Below are 17,519 nucleotides of genomic sequence, written 5' to 3'. Positions count from 1 at the left end.
TGCACGGCGCGAACCGGCTGGCGAGCAATTCATTGCTGGAGGCGCTTGTGTGCGCTCACCGCGCGGCGATGAAAGTGGTTGCCGGGACGCCGCAGCCGCCAGACGGGAACATCCAGCCGTGGCAGTCGGGCAAAGCGACTGATGCGGACGAGATGGTGGTGGTCTCGCACAACTGGGATGAAATCCGCCGCCTGATGTGGGATTACGTCGGGATTGTGCGCACGAACAAACGTCTGCTGCGCGCGCAGAAGCGGATCGCCAACCTGCAGGAGGAGATTCAGGAATATTACTGGGACTTCATTGTCTCGGGCGATTTGCTGGAGTTGCGCAACATCGCGACGGTGGCGGAACTGATCGTCACGTGCGCTCTGCTGCGGCAGGAAAGCCGCGGACTTCATTACAACCTGGACTACCCCGGTCCGGATGCGGACAACGCGCAGCGGGATACGATTCTCAGGAAATCAACGTGAAAAACGCCGCCGGCGTGAATTCCCTTGTTTCGCGCCGACAAACTTGTTTTGCTCTCAGCGAATCGAAGAATCGAATTGATTATGACGCTTGAAGAAGCGAGCAAACTGATCCGCGGCTGCGCCGACAGGATGAACGAGCTGTACAAAAAGGTCGTCTTCGACGAGTGGGCGGTCGTTTCGCTCGTCCAGCACAAAGGCCGGGTTCTGGCCTATCTGGGGCCGAGAAAGGACGATTTCCAAAAAAACTTCGCAACGGATGCGCAGGATCTCCGGTCGGAATTGTTGAGCGACAAGCACAATCTTGGCGACTTCGAGTTCGCGCGGCATGGTTTCGGGACAAAACTCGAGGCATTCATGGTGGTAGGCGACGGTCTTTACCTGATTTGCAACAACACGACCCAGTCGATGAGTTCCATCGCCAAGGACCCCCACTGGTTGAGCGCGCAGGTGCCGTTCGTTGAAATGAGCGACCGGTTCCGGTCCGACCCGCTGGTCTTTCCTTTGTAGGCCGGCACACGTCAGCTGAGCAGCCCCTTGTAAAGGAAGAGACCGTACACGGCCGTAAGCACCCATCCCATGAACCGTGGCAGTTGGCCGAAAAGCGCGACGAACGCAAAGTGGATCAGTGTCGTGCAGATGAGAATCAGCACGCCGATCTGGAAAAATCCGGGCACGGTCATGTCGGTCATCAGCGCGTAAATCCCGACGCACAACGGGATGCAAATGTGTCCGTCGCCCACTTGCGAGGTGTAAACGACTTCAGGATGGCCCTTCCAGCCGTAGTAGAGGGCAAGCAATCCGTTGGGCACCACCATCAGCCAGCCGCTGAGCCACCCCAGATATTTCGAGCTGATGAATCCCGTTTGAACGCTGGAAATCCAGGTCACCAGCCCGTCGATGCTGAGGTATGTGCCGTAGGCGCCGATGAGGAGCAAAACAAAATCCACCACGAGCAGCACGCTGAGCGACCTGCCCTGCCGGACGTTGGTCTTCAGCACGTCGAAGACATGGAAACACTGCCAGAACAGAAACAGGCCCACCAGCACCAGGCCATCGCTCCGGGTCAGCTTGCCGTCGTGGCCCAGTGCCCACACTGCGCCGGTAAAAAACAAAACGGCAGTCAAGGTCAGCAACAACGACAGCCGGTTGATGCGGCGCTCCTGCTCGCCCCGTTTGTTTTTTTTCGTTTTTGCCTTCGTGCCGGATTTTGGAATGATCTGCATACCCCAGAAAATGGCCGGCACGCCGATCATGAGCGTCATGTTCGTGACGTTGTTGACGAGGCAGTTGGTCATGACTTCCGTTGCGGGCTGGCCGCTCCGGTAAACCACAAAGACGAAGATCAGGTTCCCGATGCCTGAGCAGTAGGGCATGACCAGCGTGCCCAGCACAGTCCCTTCCACGCCGGTTTCGGTCATGTGCTCCAGCCGCCAGATCATCAGAATCGACGACACGATAAACAGGGCGAGGAGCAACCACGGACCGAAAGCGCCAAAAGTGTCGATGAACGGTTTGACCGGATGCACGGCGCGGAGTTAAGCAAGGTGTCGCCGCGCCGCCAAAGGAAAAATTGGAATCGTTGGGCTGACGGCTGGCTTTGGCTGCTGGACAGCCCGCCTCCAGGTGGTCGCGGAACCCCGCGCGCGGTTCCAACTTTTCAGACGCAACGCGTTCCGGACGTCAATCCGGCCTTGGCTGTCGCGGCCGCGATGCCGCGCAGCCTGATCAGCTTGTGACGTGAGGTGTGGCCGCGCACAAGCTCGATCCTGCCAGGCGGGCAGTTCAGCACCTTCGCGAGCAGACGCACGAGGGCCTCATTCGCCGCAGAATCCACGGGTGGTGCAGTGACTTTAACACGCAGTTCGTTGCCGAGCGCCTCGCCGATTTCATTTCGCGGGGCTCGGGGCTGCAATTTCACCGAGAGCAGGAGTCCGTCCGATTCAATGCGCAGAAATCCGGGCAGTGCCATGAGCGTGTGTGTGGAAGAAAGCCTTGAAATGTTCATGCCAGCCGGTAGCGTTTGCCGTGGCCGCGCGCTTAGCTCAGTGGTAGAGCACTTCCTTCACACGGAAGGGGTCGCAGGTTCGAACCCTGCAGCGCGCACCATCTTCCTGATGTTCGCGAGAGTCGCTTCGGCCGTGACGTGGCGGTCCGCGATGACCGCACGTTTACCGCTGCATCAGGACACAGCGAAAGCCGATGTCGTCATATCGAGTGCCGGAGGCCGCCGCGTAACGGAAGGAGATCGCCAGCCAGTCCTCGAATGTCCGCCACGAACCGCCGCGTGCGACCGGCGAGGAACACCACTCCCAGACATTCCCGCGCACATCGTACAGGCCGAATTTATTGGGACGCAGACCGCCAACGTTTTCCGGGTTGCGCCGGTCACCAAGATAGCTCGTGATGGCGTCTTTGATATTCGCTTCGTCGACGTAATATTCCCATTGTGCCTCCGTTGGCAGTGCGTAGTAAAAAGTCTCCGGTAGTTTTCCGTCCTTTTGCTCGGTTTCGGTCAGCTTCTTGCAAAACGCGTCCGCCTCCTCCCAGGTGACATTTTCCACCGGATGGCTGGTTGCCGGAAATTTGCTGGGGTTCGTCTTCATGACTTGTTCAAAATCGCTCTGAGTCACTTCGTAGCGGCTCACCCGATAGCCGTTCGGCACCCAGACCATCACCATACCGATCGTATTCGTGATGGACTCCTTCTTCTTATAGAGCGCCAGCAGCTTTGCCTTCGGATCCTCCTTGGCCGGTTCGGCGGTCTGGTCTTTCGCGTCCGCGCTTTTTTCCTTCTTTGCGTCCGGCGGGGTGCTTTCCGCAGGCTTGGGCGCCGCGGAGTCGGTTTTTGTGTCATCCGCAAGCATCGTTGCAGCGAACCATGCGGAGATCAGGATGGCCAAGGGTGTGAACCAGGTGAGTGGAAGTTTTGTCCTTTTCACGGCGGCGATTGTTTTATCGGCGTGTTAGCGTGTGGGAAGCGAAATTTCACTGCCCTTTGCGTGTCATTTTTCAGAGGCCTACCAGTTCAGTTTTGCCGGGAAATATTCAGCGATCAGATCCTCGTAGAATGGGCGCAGTTCCTTCACGTTGGGGCGTTCATGGCTCTTGGTGTAAAGATCGTAAGGATTAAACGCCTGCACCCATTTTAGCATTTCCCGGTCCCGGTCGTCGCAGAGATGGCCGTATTCGTTTTCGCGGTGCCACGGATAGAACGAATGATAGCGCAGCATGTAAAGCCCCTCTTCGGGAAGATGGTCTTTGCAGACGTGGTAGATGTATTCGTCGTGACCCCACGAAAGGAACACCTGATCCAGTCCACAACCTTCCGAGTAAGCGCCGTTCGTCGTCTGGAAGCGTGGATTCCGGCTATCGGGATTGTCGGCAAAGAGCTGTGGAAAGACGATTTTCTGGGAATATGCGCAACCTGTGGGAAACGTGTCGCCAACCACGGCCCATTGGGGCTCGCCCCACAGGCACAGAATCTTGCCGAGGTCATGCACGAAACCGGTGAGAATCATCCACCGCGGACGGCCATCGCGCCGGAGCTGCTCGGCCGTCTGGAGCAAGTGCTCCAACTGTGACATATCGGTGTCTGGATCGCTGTCGTCCACGAGTTGATTCAGATACTCGGCCGCCTCCCAAATGCTCATCTTCAGGCGGTTCAGTCCCAAAAACTCCCTGCGCTTCGCCTGAACAAAATCATAGGTCTGATGACGGTGGTTGAGCCGATAGAATTCGCGCACGGTGGGACGGGCGTCCGCCTCGTAGTTTCTGAATTCCGCCTTGTCCTTCCCGGCGCCAGTTGCCGTGGCCCGAGTCGCGGCCTGCTCCGGGTAACGCTCTTTGAGAAAATCCTCCCATTCGTCCAGATTCTGAAGCGGCTTGCTCGGATTCGCGGTTCCCGTGGAATTGGCCATAGTCAAAATCGGTTGATAACCCGTGCCGGACTCACAAACGACATCATGCGCGCCCTCAGGACGATTCACAAGTCAATTCAGCAGGCTCTACCACGGAGTGGAAAGTGTATCGCTTTTGGAATGCGCGTCCGGATGCTGGACAACGTTCGTCGGACCAAAACCTCAAACGGTCCTTTTGACAGCGCTCCGCTTTTTGAGTAAACTTCGGGCGTTGTCACCTGCCGCGATACGAATCGCAGACCAAACAATTGAAAAAACGCCGGGCGTCCGACACGCAACGTGATGCAAAAGTTCGATGGACAGTCTGGAGTCGCCGCCGTCGGAGATGAACAGGCGGAATCGACGCGCAGACAACTGGCGGTCGCGTTGGTGCTGCTGGCGGTTTATTTTGGAGCGGGACGATTCGCGTTGGCGAAACTGGCCTTCGTCCACGCCAATGCAACGGCGGTATGGCCGCCGACGGGAATTGCGCTTGCCGGTCTTCTGTTGTTTGGGTACCGCGTCTGGCCGGCCATCTTCCTCGGTGCATTTTTGGTGAACGTCACGACGCCGCCGAGCTCCGTCACGGTTTCACTGGGCATTGCGCTGGGTAACACGTTGGAAGCTTTATTGGGTGCCTGCTTTGTCAACAAGTTCGCCGGTGGCCCGCGGGCGTTCGACCACCCGCGGAACATTTTCAAGTTCGTACTGCTTGCGGGCGTCGCGAGCACGTGCGTGAGCGCGTCGATCGGCCTCGCGAGTCTGGCGCTGGGCGGCTTGACCGCGGCGGCCAACCCGAGGGCAATCTGGTTGACCTGGTGGTTGGGCGACGCGGTGGGCGCCCTCATCGTCGCGCCGCTGGTTGTTGCCTGGAGTGCACACCATGAGATGCGGTGGAAACGTAATCAAACGGTCGAGGCCGGTTTGCTTCTGTTCGCCTCAGTGTTGGTTGCCCTGGTGGAATTCAGCGGGATGCTGCCCGCCGGGGCCGACAATCATCCGCTGGCCTTTTTGAGCATCCTGCCTGTCGTTTGGGCGGCGTTTCGCTTCGGCCTGCGCGAAACAGTGATGATCGGCTGCGTGCTGTCGGGCATTGCCATCTGGGGGACGTTGCACGGTTACGGACCTTTTGTGAAAGGCACGCAGAATGAATCCGTTATTTGTTTGCAGGCATTCATGGGAGTGATCGTCGTCACGGGAATGGCGGTTAATGCGGTCGTGACGGGCCATCGAAGGACCGAGGAAGGATTGCGGCAGGCGCACGTCGAACTGGAAAGGCGCCTCCAGGACAGGATGCAGGCCGAGGAGGCGCGCAACCGTTTGACCGGCATCATCGAATCCTCGGATGACGCGATCATCAGCAAGGCGCTGGACGGCACCGTCGTGAGCTGGAACGCCGCGGCAACCCGGATGTTTGGCTATTCCGCCGAAGAGATCGTCGGCCAGTCGAGCCGTTTGCTGATTCCTTCCGAATTGCAGGACGAGGACGAACAAATCATCGCCAAACTGAAACAGGGGAAGCGGATCGAGCATTATGAGACGGTCCGGCTGCGAAAAAACGGATCGCGGATCGACGTATCGTTGAGCATTTCCCCGGTGAGGGATTCGTCAGGGCGGATCATCGGCGCCTCCAAGATCGCGAGGGACATCACGGATCGCAAGCGGGCCGCGCGGGCTTTGAGCGAAAGTGACGCGCTCAAGCGCGCCATTCTCGAATCCGCGCTGGACTGCATCGTGACGATGGACCACGAAGGCCGGGTGATTGATTGGAATCCCGCTGCAGAGCGGACCTTTGGCTATCGGCGCGGCGATGCGCTCGGCCGCGAAATGTGCGAGCTCATCATCCCGACTTCACTGCGCGAAAAGCACCGCCAGGGCCTGGCGCGCTACCTGAGCACGGGAGAGGCTCGCGTCCTCGGCCGGCGTGTTGAAATGACTGCGATGCGGGCGGACGGAGCCGAATTCATGGCCGAACTCGCGATCGCGCGGATCCATTCGACCAACCCGCCCCTCTTCACTGCGTACATTCGCGACATCACTGAGCGCAAGACCGCCGAAGAGGCATTGCGGCAGAGCGAGACACGCAAAAGCGCCATTCTTGAGACCGCGCTTGATGCAATTTTTTCCCTCGACCACGAGGGGCGGATTCATGAGTGGAATCCCGCGGCGGAAAGAAATTTCGGTTATCCGAAGTCGGAGGCGATCGGGAGAAAGATGGACGAACTGATCATCCCGCCCGCCCTGCGTGAATATTACCGCGACGGCCTGGCGGAATACCTGATGACCGGTGTTGGTAGCTTGCTGGGCCGGCCAATTGAACTGACCGTCATGCGGGGGAACGGAACGGAGTTTCGAGCAGAACTGGCCATCACACGCAATTCATACGAGGAACCGACGATCTACACGTGTTTCCTGCGCGACATCACTGAGCGCAAGCGCGCGGAAGAGGAGATTCAAAAGTTGAACGAAGAGTTGGAACAGCGTGTGATCGAGCGGACCGGACAGCTCGAAGCGATCAACAAGGAACTCGAGTCGTTCACGTATTCCGTGTCGCACGATCTCCGCGCGCCGCTGCGGGCGCTGCAAGGACTTTCGAATGCGCTATTGGAGGATTACGCAGACCGGTTCGACGATACCGGAAAGGAATATTGTGGGCGGATTGTCGTCGCCGCTGGCAGGATGGACACCCTGATCCAGGATTTGCTTGCGTACAGCCGGCTCAGTCGCACTGATCTGGAGTTGAAGACGGTGGACCTGGCGGCCGTGGTGGCGGATGTGCAGCACCAACTGGAGGCGGATTTGCGGGAGAAGATGGCGGAGTTGGAAGTGCGAGGAACACTACCAACGGTGATCGGTCACCGCGCCACTCTGGGTCAGATTGTCGGCAATCTGGTTTCCAACGCCATCAAGTTCGTCGCTCCCGACGTGAGGCCGAAAGTAGTGGTTCGAGCGGAGGAGGATGGCGACTGTTGCCGGCTGTGGGTTGAGGATAACGGCATAGGCATCGCTCCCGAACACCAGGCCCGCATTTTTCAGGTGTTCGAACGGCTTCATGGCATGGAAACCTACCCCGGCACGGGCATCGGCCTGGCGATTGTCCAAAAGGGCATCGAGCGGCTGGGTGGACGCGTCGGGCTCGAGTCGAGCGAAGGCAAAGGAAGCAGATTCTGGATACAACTGAAAAAAGGGGAAATGTGAATTCAAGGGAGCATGTGGTTCTACTGGCAGACGATGACGTCAACGACGTTTTTTTGATCCAGCGCGCGTTTCAGAAGGCGAACATTGCGAATCCCCTGCAGGTCGTGCGGGACGGGGAGGAGGCGGTGGCCTACTTGAGCGGACAGATTCAATATGCCGACCGTCAGCGACATCCGCTGCCGGTACTGCTCCTGCTCGATTTGAAGATGCCTCGCAAAACGGGTTTTGAAGTGCTGGCCTGGCTGCGGCAGCAGACCAAGTTGAAACGCCTGCCCGTGGTGATACTGACTTCCTCGAATCAAAATGCGGACATCAACAGGGCGTACGATCTCGGCGCCAACTCCTACCTGGTAAAACCGGGCGGATTTGACAATTTGATGGAGCTGATGAAGGACGTGGGGACGCACTGGTTGGTTTTCAATGAAAAACCCGAACTGGCATGAGTATCAAGATCTCGGATGACGGACCATCAACGGAAAACCCGTTGCGAATCCTGCTGGTGGATGACAATCCGGAGGACCGGACCCTGGCAGCGCGTGAACTACGACGAAATCTTTCTCATCTCAAAGTCGAACAAATAATTGACGCGAAGAGTTTCTCCAAAGCGCTCGAGGCCGAAGAGTGCGATCTGGTCATCACTGACTTTCAACTGCGCTGGACCGACGGGTTGACCGTGCTCCGGGCGGTGAAAACGCGCTGGCCCGGCTGTCCGGTGATCATGTTCACCGGAACCGGCAGCGAGGAAATCGCCGTCGAGGCGATGAAAGCCGGGCTGGATGATTATGTGTTGAAGGTGTCCCGGCATTACGCCCGGCTGCCAGGCGCGGCCAAACTCGCGATCGAACGAGCCGCGCAGTGGCGCGCATTGCGGGAAGCCGAAAACCGTTACGTGGCGCTTTTTAATCACGTTCCGATCGGCCTCTGTAAAACCACAAGCGAAGGGAGGATCGTGGACGCCAACCCGGCCATGGTCCAGATGCTTGGGTATCCGGACCGCGACGCTCTCCTCGCCGTCAACGCGGTTGATCTGTATGTGGAACCCGCAGACCGCGAACGATGGCAGTCGCTGATCGGCAGAGACAACACGGTACGGCGCTATGAAGCGCAGTTGCGCCGGCGTGACGGCTCTCCTATCTGGGTCGAGGAGAACATCCGCGCCGTTCGGGACCGCGAGGGTCGCATATCGTACTTCGAGGGCAGCGCCGAGGACATCACAGACCGGCGCAACCTTGAGGCGCAGTTGAGACAATCACAACGGATGGAGTCCATCGGACAGCTTGCCGCCGGCGTGGCGCACGATTTCAACAACATACTGACGATCATCAAAGGGCACACTGATCTTCTGCTGACGAAAGGCGGCGGGGTCGCGGAACTGCGTGAGCCACTGAAGAAGATTTCTTCCGCGGCGGACCGCGCGGCCGACCTCACTCGCCAGTTGTTGACGTTCAGCCGGAGGCAGGTGATGCAGCAGCAGCCGCTGGATCTGAACGAAGTTCTGCGCAAAGTCGTTTCGCTGCTCGAACGCACCCTCGGCGAAGACATCGCGTTGATACTTGAGTGCGGAGAAAAACTGCCGTCGATTCACGCCGACGCGGGGATGGTCGAGCAAGTCGTGATGAACCTGGCCATCAACGCGCGAGATGCCATGCCGCGCGGCGGCCGGCTTCTGATTCGCACGTCCCTGGTGGATGTGGACGCCCCATACGTTCAAAGAAACCCGGAAGCTTCCGTAGGGCGGTTTGTTTGCCTGAGCGTCGCAGACACAGGCGTCGGCATGGACGAGAAGGTGTTGAGCCGGATTTTTGATCCGTTTTTCACCACCAAGGAGATCGGCAAGGGGACCGGCCTCGGTCTGGCAACTGTCTATGGCATCACCCGGCTGCATCGGGGCTGGATTGAAGTATCGAGCCAGGCAGGCCTGGGAAGTGAGTTCAGAGTTTTTCTGCCGGCGACCGAGTTGCCCGCCGAGACGGTCGTCAATGTGCCGGAAGCCGGCAGCGGAGAGGAAATACGCGGCGGCAACGAAACCATCCTGATAGTGGAGGATGAAGCGGAGCTGCGATTGTTGGGCCGCCAAATACTCGAATACTATGGTTATCATGTGCTCGAAGCGACCACCGGGGCTGAGGCGCTAAAGCTCTGGCCGGAACACGCACAGGAGATTGACTTGTTGCTTACTGACATGAGAATGCCCGAAGGAATCACGGGCTGGGAACTCGCGGAAAAACTGCGGGCTGAAAAACCCAGGCTGAAGATCATTTGTACGAGTGGTTACAGCGAGGAGTTGAATGAAGAGAACCTCGGCATGTCTCAGGGCGTCCGGTTTTTACAGAAGCCGTTCCGTCCTCGAACCCTCGCGCTGACGGTGCGCGAATGTTTTGATACGTGAATGAACCGGCCCGAACGAACGGGCCTGCGATCGGTTGCAACAGTGGTCGCCTCGGGCAACGCAGCTTGACAGGGAAACCGTAATTTAACAGCCTTCGAGGGTTCCGTTCGACTGCGATCGCCTGGAAGTTGAGAGAAATCATGCGTTCGAATCGTTTTGTTGTTCCAACCGCCACGTTGCTGGCCGGCTTCCTCACGGCCTGCGTTTCGACCTCCAGGGAGTCCGGTTTCGTTTCGTTGTTCGATGGACACAGCCTCAGCGGCTGGACGCTTGTTGAGAAAAAGGGGGGCGGTTATGGCGTCAAGGACGGCGTGCTGTACTGCGCGCGCGGCGGCGGCGGCAACCTGCTTTCGGAAAGGGATTATGCGGATTTCGTCCTGCGGCTGGAGTTCAAGCTCGAGCCCGGTTCGAACAATGGCATCGCTATTCGAGCTCCTCTACGAGGCGGCTCGGTTGCTTACGAGGGAATGGAAATCCAGATCCTCGACGACAGCGCCCCACAATACACCGGCCTGCGCCCCGCCCAGTATTGCGGATCCATCTACGACGTCGTCGCGGCGCGTCGCGGCGCGTTAAAGCCACCCGGAGAATGGAACACAGAGGAAATCACCTGCGCGGGCCGCCTGCTAAAGGTCACGCTGAACGGCCACATGATCGTCGATGCCAACCTGAACGAGATCACCGACCCGCAGGTTCTCGCCAAGCATCCCGGCCTGTTGCGCGAACGCGGACGCATTGGTTTTCTTGGCCACGACGACTATGTCGAGTTTCGAAACATCCGCATCAAGGAACTGCCCCGGTTTCCGCGAAACAACGTCGCGCCGGAAGGGTTCACCCGGCTGTTTGACGGAGTCAGTCTGACAGGCTGGAAGGGACTGGTGGCGGACCCGCCCGCGCGCGCAAAGATGTCGGCAGCCGAACTGGGGGACGCGCAAGCGAAGGCCGATCAATTGATGCGCGAACATTGGAAAGTGTCGGACGGAACCGTGGTTTATCAGGGCAACGGCTTCGACAATCTTTGCACCGCGCGTGAGTACCGCGACTTCGAACTGGTGGCGGACTGGAAGATCAACGAGGGCGGCGACAGCGGAATCTATTTACGCGGCAGCCCGCAGGTGCAGATTTGGGACCCGACCAGCGGCAAGGCCAACCCTCGGCACGAGGGCTCAGGCGGACTCTACAATAATCAGAAGAACCCGAGCGGGCCGTTGAAACTGGCGGATCATTATCCCGGTGAGTGGAACCATTTCGATATTCTGATGATTGGCGACAAGGTGACGGTTTATTTGAATGATGAGCTCGTCGTGCATGATGCTACACTCGAAAACTACTGGGAGCGCAGCAAACCGATTTATCCGGCCGGTCAGATTGAACTACAGGCGCACAAGGAACCCGTCTGGTTCAGGAACCTTTTCATCCGGGAACTGCCGCGCAAATAATCACGCCTATGACCTCATCCATCAATCGTCGTCAGTTCCTCAAACACAGCGCCGGAGCGACCGCCGGCGCCTTGCTGGCCGGCGTCCATACACAAGCACGGCGGATTTCCCCGAACGAAAAGCTTAACATCGGCATGATCGGCGTCGCCAATCGCGCCGGCGACGACCTGAAAGAGGTTTCCGGCGAGAACATCGTGGCTCTCTGTGACATCGACGACAATTATCTGGCGGCGGTGAAGCAAAAGTTTCCCCAGGCGAAAACGTACAACGATTTCCGGCGTCTGCTCGATCAGCAGGACATTGATGCCGTGGTGGTGGGCACGCCGGACCACACGCACGCGGTGGCGGCCGTGGCGGCGTTGCGGAGCGGCCGGCAAGTCTATTGCGAAAAACCTCTGGCGCGGACGATTTCGGAGACGCGTGTCATCACCGAAACAGCGCGAAAACTAAACCGGGTGACACAGATCGGCACCCAGATTCATGCCGGTTCCAATTATCGTCGCGTCGTTGAGCTGGTGCAGTCCGGAGCCGTTGGGCCGGTGCGCGAGGTGCACGTGTGGGTGGCGGCGACGTATGGTGGAATGGAGTTGCCGAAGGAAACGGTGGCGGTTCCCGCAAACATCCACTACGACTTGTGGCTGGGGCCGGTCGAGTACCGGCCCTACAGTCCGGAGTACGTTCCATTCAAATGGCGGAACTGGTGGGCGTTCGGCGGCGGCGCTTTGGCGGATTTCGGCTGTCATTTTATGGATCTGCCGCACTGGGCGCTAAGTCTCAGCCACCCCGCGACAATCGATCCCGTGGACGGCCCGCCTGTTCATCCCGAATCCACCCCGCCATGGCTGATTGTCCGTTATGAGTATCCCGCGCGCGGCGACAAGCCGCCTGTCCGCCTCACCTGGTATCACGGGGGCAAACAGCCGTCGCTGCTTTCGACCGAACTGGCGGCCAAATGGAAGAGCGGCGTGTTGTTCGTTGGCGAGAAAGGACAACTATTGGCGGATTATGGTCGTCACGCACTGCTTCCGGAAAAAGATTTTGCAGACTTCAAACCGCCCGCCCCGTTCATCAAGGATTCGATCGGTCATCACAAGGAGTGGATTGAGGCGTGCAAGACGGGTGGCCAGACGACCTGTCGGTTCGACTATTCCGGTCCATTGACAGAGGCCGCGTTGCTGGGCAATGTCGCCTACCGCGTCGGGAGGAAGCTGGATTGGGACTGGAAGCAAATGAAGGCGACGAACTGCGCGGAAGCCGGCCAGTACATCCAGCATCACTATCGAAAGGGCTGGCGCATTTAATCGTCCGAAAGCCGGGCTCGAATGGTGCGGAAACGTCTGCCCGCGACGTTTTGCGGTTGTCGAACTGGAGGGGTGTCGGGCCGGCGCAGGAAGAGGCGTGTTCTGTCAGGCGGAAGTTCAACGACCAAATCGCTTGCTCAACTCCGCGCAGCAGGTTAACCAATGCGCATGAGAATATCGCGGGTGTTCATCGTTGTTCTGGTCGCCTGGAACTCACTTCTTCACCAGGCGGCCCGCGGCGCCGACGTCAACGTGGATGAGTTGTTGAGCCGGGCCGGGGTGGCGTTTGCAAAGGGACAACGCGAGCAGGCCGTTGAGCTGGCGACGCAGGCAATTATTGCCGAGCCGCGAAACGCGAAGGCACATTACGTTCGAGGACGGTTCTACGCCGAGACGCATCAGGCGCAAAAAGCGCTCGCGGACTTGAACGCGTCGCTGGTCCTGGACCCGGCCGCGTCACTCGCCTACTACGCCCGGGCGACGGAACAATTCAAACTCGGACACATCCGGGAATCGGCGGCAGACTTCGATAAATTCCTCGACCTGGCGCCGGACCAGGCGCCGAAACTCTGGCAGCGGGGCATTTCGCTTTATTACGCGGGCCGCTACGAGGACGGTCAGCGCCAGTTTGAACTGCACCAGACCATCAACAGCAACGACGTTGAGAACGCGGTGTGGCATTTTCTCTGCGTGGCCCGCCGCGCCGGGATTGACAAAGCACGCGGCTCCCTGTTGAAAGTCGAAAACGACCCGCGCGTGCCCATGATGCGGATTTACGCGCTCTACGCGGGGAAAGGTTCCGCGGAGGATGTCATGAAAGCCGCAACGGGCGGCAAACCGTCGCCGGCCGAGTTGAATGAGCGATTGTTTTACGCCCACCTTTATCTCGGCCTTTACTTCGACGCGGCCGGCAACGAAAAGATGGCGCGTGAACACATCTTTCAAGCGGCCGATCTTTTCAAGGTGGACGGCTACATGGGCGACGTGGCCCGCATCCACGCGGCGTTGATGCGCCAGGATCATCCGTAACCGCGGCGGGGCGTCGCGAGGCTTGCCGGGACGCGGAGCGTATGCTTTCATCTGCGCGAACTGTTGCCGGAGATGCCACGCTGCGTCTGTCGGTTGCAAAAACCCATTTGTCATGACAACCGTTCTCCTGCGAACCACCTCCCTCGGCGCGCTCGCGTTGTTCCTTGGCTGCTGTCTGCGCGTTTCGGGCGCGGAACCGGTGAACACGCCGCAGCGCACCAACTCAGACACCAATAGCACTCGACGCGCCCAATCCCGTTTTCCGAGGCCCGACGTGAAGTATCAGCACGGACCGGATTCCCAGCGCAAGGAAGGTGTTCCACGTGGCAAGGTCACCGATTACGACTGGAAGGAGAGCAAGGTTTTTCCCGGCACGATCCGCCACTGGTCCACTTACGTCCCGGCGCAACACGACCCGGCCAAACCCGCCGCGCTGATGGTTTTTCAGGATGGCCATACCTACCTCAAGGAGGACGGCGACTTCCGCGTGCCCGTCGTCTTTGACAATCTGATCGCCGCAAAGGAAATGCCGGTGACCATCGGCGTGTTCATTGACCCGGGATTCAAACGCGTCGAATTCCCGCCTGGAGAACGTGGGTGGCGGCCGGAGCCGGAGAACCGGAGCTTCGAATACGACACGCTCAGTCCGGCTTACTCGGAATTCCTGCTGACGGAGATTCTTCCCGAGGTGCGCAAGCATTACAACATTACCGACGACCCCGAAGGCCACGCCATCTGCGGCATCAGCAGCGGCGGCATCTGTGCGTTCACGGTTGCGTGGGAACGGCCCGACCAATTCCGCAAGGTTGTCAGCCACGTCGGCAGCTTCACCAACATTCGCGGCGGCAACAAATATCCGGACATCATCCGCGCCTCCGACTGGAAACCCATCCGTGTCTTTTTGCAGGATGGCGCCAATGATCTTCGCAGTGAACCTCGCAACCGCCGTCCCGACTGGAACTGGGTGATCGCCAACCACAACCTCGCCGCGGCGCTGGAGGAGAAGGACTACGACTATAAATACGTCTTCGGCGAGGGCGGTCACAACGGCAACCACGGCGGAACGATTTTTCCTGACACCATGCGTTGGCTGTGGCGGGATTATCCGAAGTTAAATCGCGCAACGAACGCCTGGAACAGGGAAGCTGTTCATTACGTTGGGGCGAAACGATGAGAGAGAAAAACCGGTGTTGCCCGCGGTTGACCGCAGACACCTTCCTCACGATGACCTGCCACCGCTGTGTCTTGACGGGAAAGGGCGCCTCTGCCCTGCTTGATTCTCCGCGACGGAGATAATCCTGTCGGATAAAATCGTCGTTCATCATGAAAACATCTGGCTTCATTTTCGCGCTCCTGCTTGCTGTTAACGCTCGCGCACAACTTCCCACAGCTTCACCGGCGCGCGCCGGGTTTGATCCGGCGCGACTGGAGGTGTTGCACGCCACCACCAGACGGTTCGTGGATGAAGGGCAGCACGCGGGTGTGATCACGCTGATCGCGCGCAATGGCCGGCTCGTTGATTTTCAGACTTACGGTTATCGAGACATGGAAAAGAAGCTGCCCATGGAGCGCGACACAATTTGCCGCGTGTATTCGATGTCGAAGATCATCACCTGTGTCAGCGTGCTTGTGCTGTTCGAGGAGGGCCGGTTCAACCTTGAAGACCCGGTGGCAAGATATTTGCCCGAGTTGAAGGACATGAAGGTGATGAGCGGCGGCACCGCTGACGTGCCCCGGTTGGAACCGCTCAAGCGCCCGATCACGATCAAGCATCTGCTCACGCATACGAGTGGTCTGACCTATGATTTGCCGGCCAACGACGAGATCGCGAAGCTCTACGACCGCGCGGACTTGTGGAGTGGCCCCGGCCTCAACAATTTCATCACCAAGGTGGGCAAGCTGCCACTGAGGCATCAGCCGGGCGACGCCTGGACCTACGGCATCAACATGGACGTGCTCGGGGCGCTGGTTGAGCGCGTGTCCGGCAAAACGTTTGGTGTGTTTCTCGAAGAGCGTGTTTTCCGTCCGCTGCGGATGAAGGATACGGGGTTTGATGTGCCGCCCGAAAAAATGTATCGGCTGGCAAAGACGTACAAGCATGGGCCCGGCGGCAAGCTTGTGGAAGCCGAGCCCCTGGCCATCGCCCGGGCCGAGGCGGGCCGCGGCATCGAGAGCGGCGGCGGCGGACTGTTTTCGACGGCGGGCGATTACGCGCGTTTTGCCCAGATGCTGCTGAACGGCGGCACGCTTGACGGCCACCGGATTCTTGGACGCAAGACGGTGGAGTTGATGACAGCGAACCACATGGTCACGCTGCCTGACAATCAGGCCGCAAACCGCCAGAAGGGATTCGGATTCGGCGTTGAAGTAACGACGGATCTGGGGCGACTCTCCATCCCGTCATCCATCGGGCAATTTGGCTGGTACGGCGCGGCCACAACGTATTGCCAGATTGATCCGAAGGATAAAATTGTGGCCGTGGCGCTCGTCCAACATTTCCCGTTCAACGAACACAATTTTTTCAGCGCCTTCGCGGCGGGCTACTACCAGGCGCTGAAGTGAGTTCGCGCGGCGAAGTTGGGTGACGCCGCCTGCACAGAAGAGTCCTCGCAGTTTTTTTCGGCAGTGTGCAGGGAGCCAATTGCGACCTGCCCGGCGCCCATCAGCTTCGCGCGCTGGCCGGATTCACCTGCTCGCGCGCGACAGGTTCCGTTGCCGGATGGGGCTTGGGCGCGCCTTCCGCGAGGGCACGGTCGATGATTGGCCCGAGCTGGTCCAGTTCGTTCTTGGAGGTGTAAGCCCGGGCGCCGCGCCGGAGCAGCTCCGTGGCCACGCCGTCCTGAACGAAGCCGCTGACGAAAATGAACGGCACCTCCGGACACATTTCACGGGCCATTTTCAGCGCAAAGGCGCCGCCGCAGAGAGGAAGCTTGTAATCGGAAAGTATGACGCTCGGAGAAAAATCCCGCAGGGCGGCCAGATATTCCCGCTCTGTGGATACACAGCCGACCTGAAACCCCGCATCGTGCCGCCGAAGCGCGCGTCGAATCAATTCGGCATCCGTGGCGTCGTCGTCGAAAACGAGGATGCGAATCTGTTCGTCCACGCGCGAAATCTAAACCCCGGCCGCGCAAATTGTCCAAGTGCAATTTTCGGCAAAAAATTCACGTCGCGTCGCGCGATGGCGTATGGTAACAGAGGCGTGAATGGAAACCGTCCCGGCAACGGACAATTCCCATAATCAAGGTTTTCCCCGCGCCCGCCTCGATTCCGTGGACACGTTGCGCGGACTGGTCATGGTCATCATGGCGCTGGATCACACGCGCGATTTCTTCTCGAAAGATCTGGCGTTTGACCCGACCGATCTGACGAAAACCCATTCTGCATTGTTCCTAACCCGTTGGATCACGCATTACTGCGCGCCGGTCTTCATCTTTCTTGCGGGCACAGGCGCATTTCTTTCGACCACACGCGGCAAAACACAAAAAGAGCTGTCATGGTTTCTCCTGACACGAGGTCTGTGGCTGGTGTTATTGGAACTGACCTGGGTGCGCTGTTTCGGCTGGCTCTTCAACTTCGACTATCATTTCGCGATGGGCATTGTGATCTGGGCAATAGGATGGTCCATGGTCGCGCTCGCGGCGCTCGTGTTCCTTCCTCTGCGATGGGTCGCGTCTGTCGGGTTGGTCATGATCGTCGGTCACAACCTGCTCGATCCGGTCGAGCCCGAGAGCCTTGGCGCGTTCGGCTGGCTCTGGAAAGTCCTCCACAGCGGCGGGATCATCGTCCCGGTGGAC

16 protein-coding genes and 1 tRNA gene are annotated in these 17,519 nt (G+C 59.0%); 12 read left to right on the top strand and 5 right to left on the bottom strand.

The features are described 5' to 3' along the window. Positions 1–470 (top strand): L-aspartate oxidase (locus tag VN887_14215; protein ID HXT41162.1); only part of this gene is annotated, 470 nt, incomplete at its 5' end. Between the two features lie 81 nt (positions 471–551). Then, complete coding sequence (locus tag VN887_14210; GenBank protein HXT41161.1) at positions 552–977, top strand: hypothetical protein; 426 nt, start codon at positions 552–554, stop codon at positions 975–977. A gap of 11 nt (positions 978–988) precedes the next feature. On the opposite strand, the gene VN887_14205 is transcribed toward VN887_14210, so the two are convergent. Next, complete coding sequence (locus VN887_14205; protein HXT41160.1) at positions 989–1,996, bottom strand: sodium/calcium exchanger protein; 1,008 nt, start codon at positions 1,994–1,996, stop codon at positions 989–991. Between the two features lie 131 nt (positions 1,997–2,127). Then, positions 2,128–2,475, bottom strand: coding sequence for a DUF167 domain-containing protein (locus tag VN887_14200; GenBank protein ID HXT41159.1), 348 nt, complete (start codon positions 2,473–2,475; stop codon positions 2,128–2,130). 26 nt (positions 2,476–2,501) lie between these two features. Here VN887_14200 and VN887_14195 point away from each other — a divergent pair. Continuing rightward, positions 2,502–2,576, top strand: a tRNA-Val gene (locus VN887_14195). 62 nt (positions 2,577–2,638) lie between these two features. On the opposite strand, the gene VN887_14190 is transcribed toward VN887_14195, so the two are convergent. After that, positions 2,639–3,409, bottom strand: a complete 771-nt coding sequence (locus VN887_14190; protein HXT41158.1) for an SUMF1/EgtB/PvdO family nonheme iron enzyme — start codon at positions 3,407–3,409, stop codon at positions 2,639–2,641. A 78-nt stretch (positions 3,410–3,487) separates the two neighbouring features. Beyond that, positions 3,488–4,387, bottom strand: a complete 900-nt coding sequence (locus VN887_14185; GenBank protein ID HXT41157.1) for an inositol oxygenase family protein — start codon at positions 4,385–4,387, stop codon at positions 3,488–3,490. A gap of 282 nt (positions 4,388–4,669) precedes the next feature. Between VN887_14185 and VN887_14180 the strand changes: the two genes are divergently transcribed. The 8 genes from VN887_14180 (at position 4,670) to VN887_14145 (ending at position 16,284) form a co-directional block, all read left to right on the top strand. Further along, positions 4,670–7,564, top strand: a complete 2,895-nt coding sequence (locus VN887_14180; GenBank protein ID HXT41156.1) for a PAS domain S-box protein — start codon at positions 4,670–4,672, stop codon at positions 7,562–7,564. After that, positions 7,561–8,007 carry a response regulator gene (locus VN887_14175; GenBank protein ID HXT41155.1) on the top strand — a complete coding sequence of 149 codons (447 nt, stop codon included), beginning with the start codon at positions 7,561–7,563 and terminating at the stop codon, positions 8,005–8,007. The genes VN887_14180 and VN887_14175 overlap by 4 nt, the downstream gene beginning before the upstream one ends. Further along, entirely contained in the window at positions 8,004–9,953 is a 1,950-nt protein-coding gene (locus VN887_14170; protein HXT41154.1) for a response regulator, read from the top strand. Before VN887_14175 ends, VN887_14170 begins: the two co-directional genes overlap by 4 nt. Positions 9,954–10,093: 140 nt before the next feature. Beyond that, a complete protein-coding gene (locus VN887_14165) occupies positions 10,094–11,392 on the top strand; it encodes a DUF1080 domain-containing protein (GenBank protein HXT41153.1) in 1,299 nt (432 codons plus the stop codon). An 8-nt stretch (positions 11,393–11,400) separates the two neighbouring features. After that, a complete protein-coding gene (locus tag VN887_14160) occupies positions 11,401–12,693 on the top strand; it encodes a Gfo/Idh/MocA family oxidoreductase (GenBank protein ID HXT41152.1) in 1,293 nt (430 codons plus the stop codon). 168 nt (positions 12,694–12,861) lie between these two features. Beyond that, positions 12,862–13,722 carry a tetratricopeptide repeat protein gene (locus VN887_14155; GenBank protein ID HXT41151.1) on the top strand — a complete coding sequence of 287 codons (861 nt, stop codon included), beginning with the start codon at positions 12,862–12,864 and terminating at the stop codon, positions 13,720–13,722. Between the two features lie 112 nt (positions 13,723–13,834). Continuing rightward, the gene (locus VN887_14150) at positions 13,835–14,896 is read left to right on the top strand and encodes an alpha/beta hydrolase-fold protein (protein ID HXT41150.1); all 1,062 of its coding nucleotides are present in this window, start codon (positions 13,835–13,837) and stop codon (positions 14,894–14,896) included. Positions 14,897–15,045: 149 nt separating this feature from the next. Then, on the top strand, positions 15,046–16,284 hold the full coding sequence (locus tag VN887_14145) for a serine hydrolase domain-containing protein (GenBank protein HXT41149.1): 1,239 nt from the start codon (positions 15,046–15,048) through the stop codon (positions 16,282–16,284). 100 nt (positions 16,285–16,384) lie between these two features. Here VN887_14145 and VN887_14140 read toward each other — a convergent pair whose 3' ends face one another. Beyond that, positions 16,385–16,828, bottom strand: a complete 444-nt coding sequence (locus tag VN887_14140) for a response regulator (GenBank protein ID HXT41148.1) — start codon at positions 16,826–16,828, stop codon at positions 16,385–16,387. Between the two features lie 100 nt (positions 16,829–16,928). Between VN887_14140 and VN887_14135 the strand changes: the two genes are divergently transcribed. Continuing rightward, a partial coding sequence (locus tag VN887_14135) for a heparan-alpha-glucosaminide N-acetyltransferase domain-containing protein (protein ID HXT41147.1) occupies positions 16,929–17,519 on the top strand: 591 nt, incomplete at its 3' end.

Source organism: Candidatus Angelobacter sp., from assembly GCA_035607015.1.
In the GTDB taxonomy this organism is placed as follows: Bacteria; Verrucomicrobiota; Verrucomicrobiia; order Limisphaerales; family AV2; genus AV2.
The sequence above is the reverse complement of the archived record's forward strand: the minus strand, read 5'-3'. Positions and strand labels throughout refer to the sequence as shown.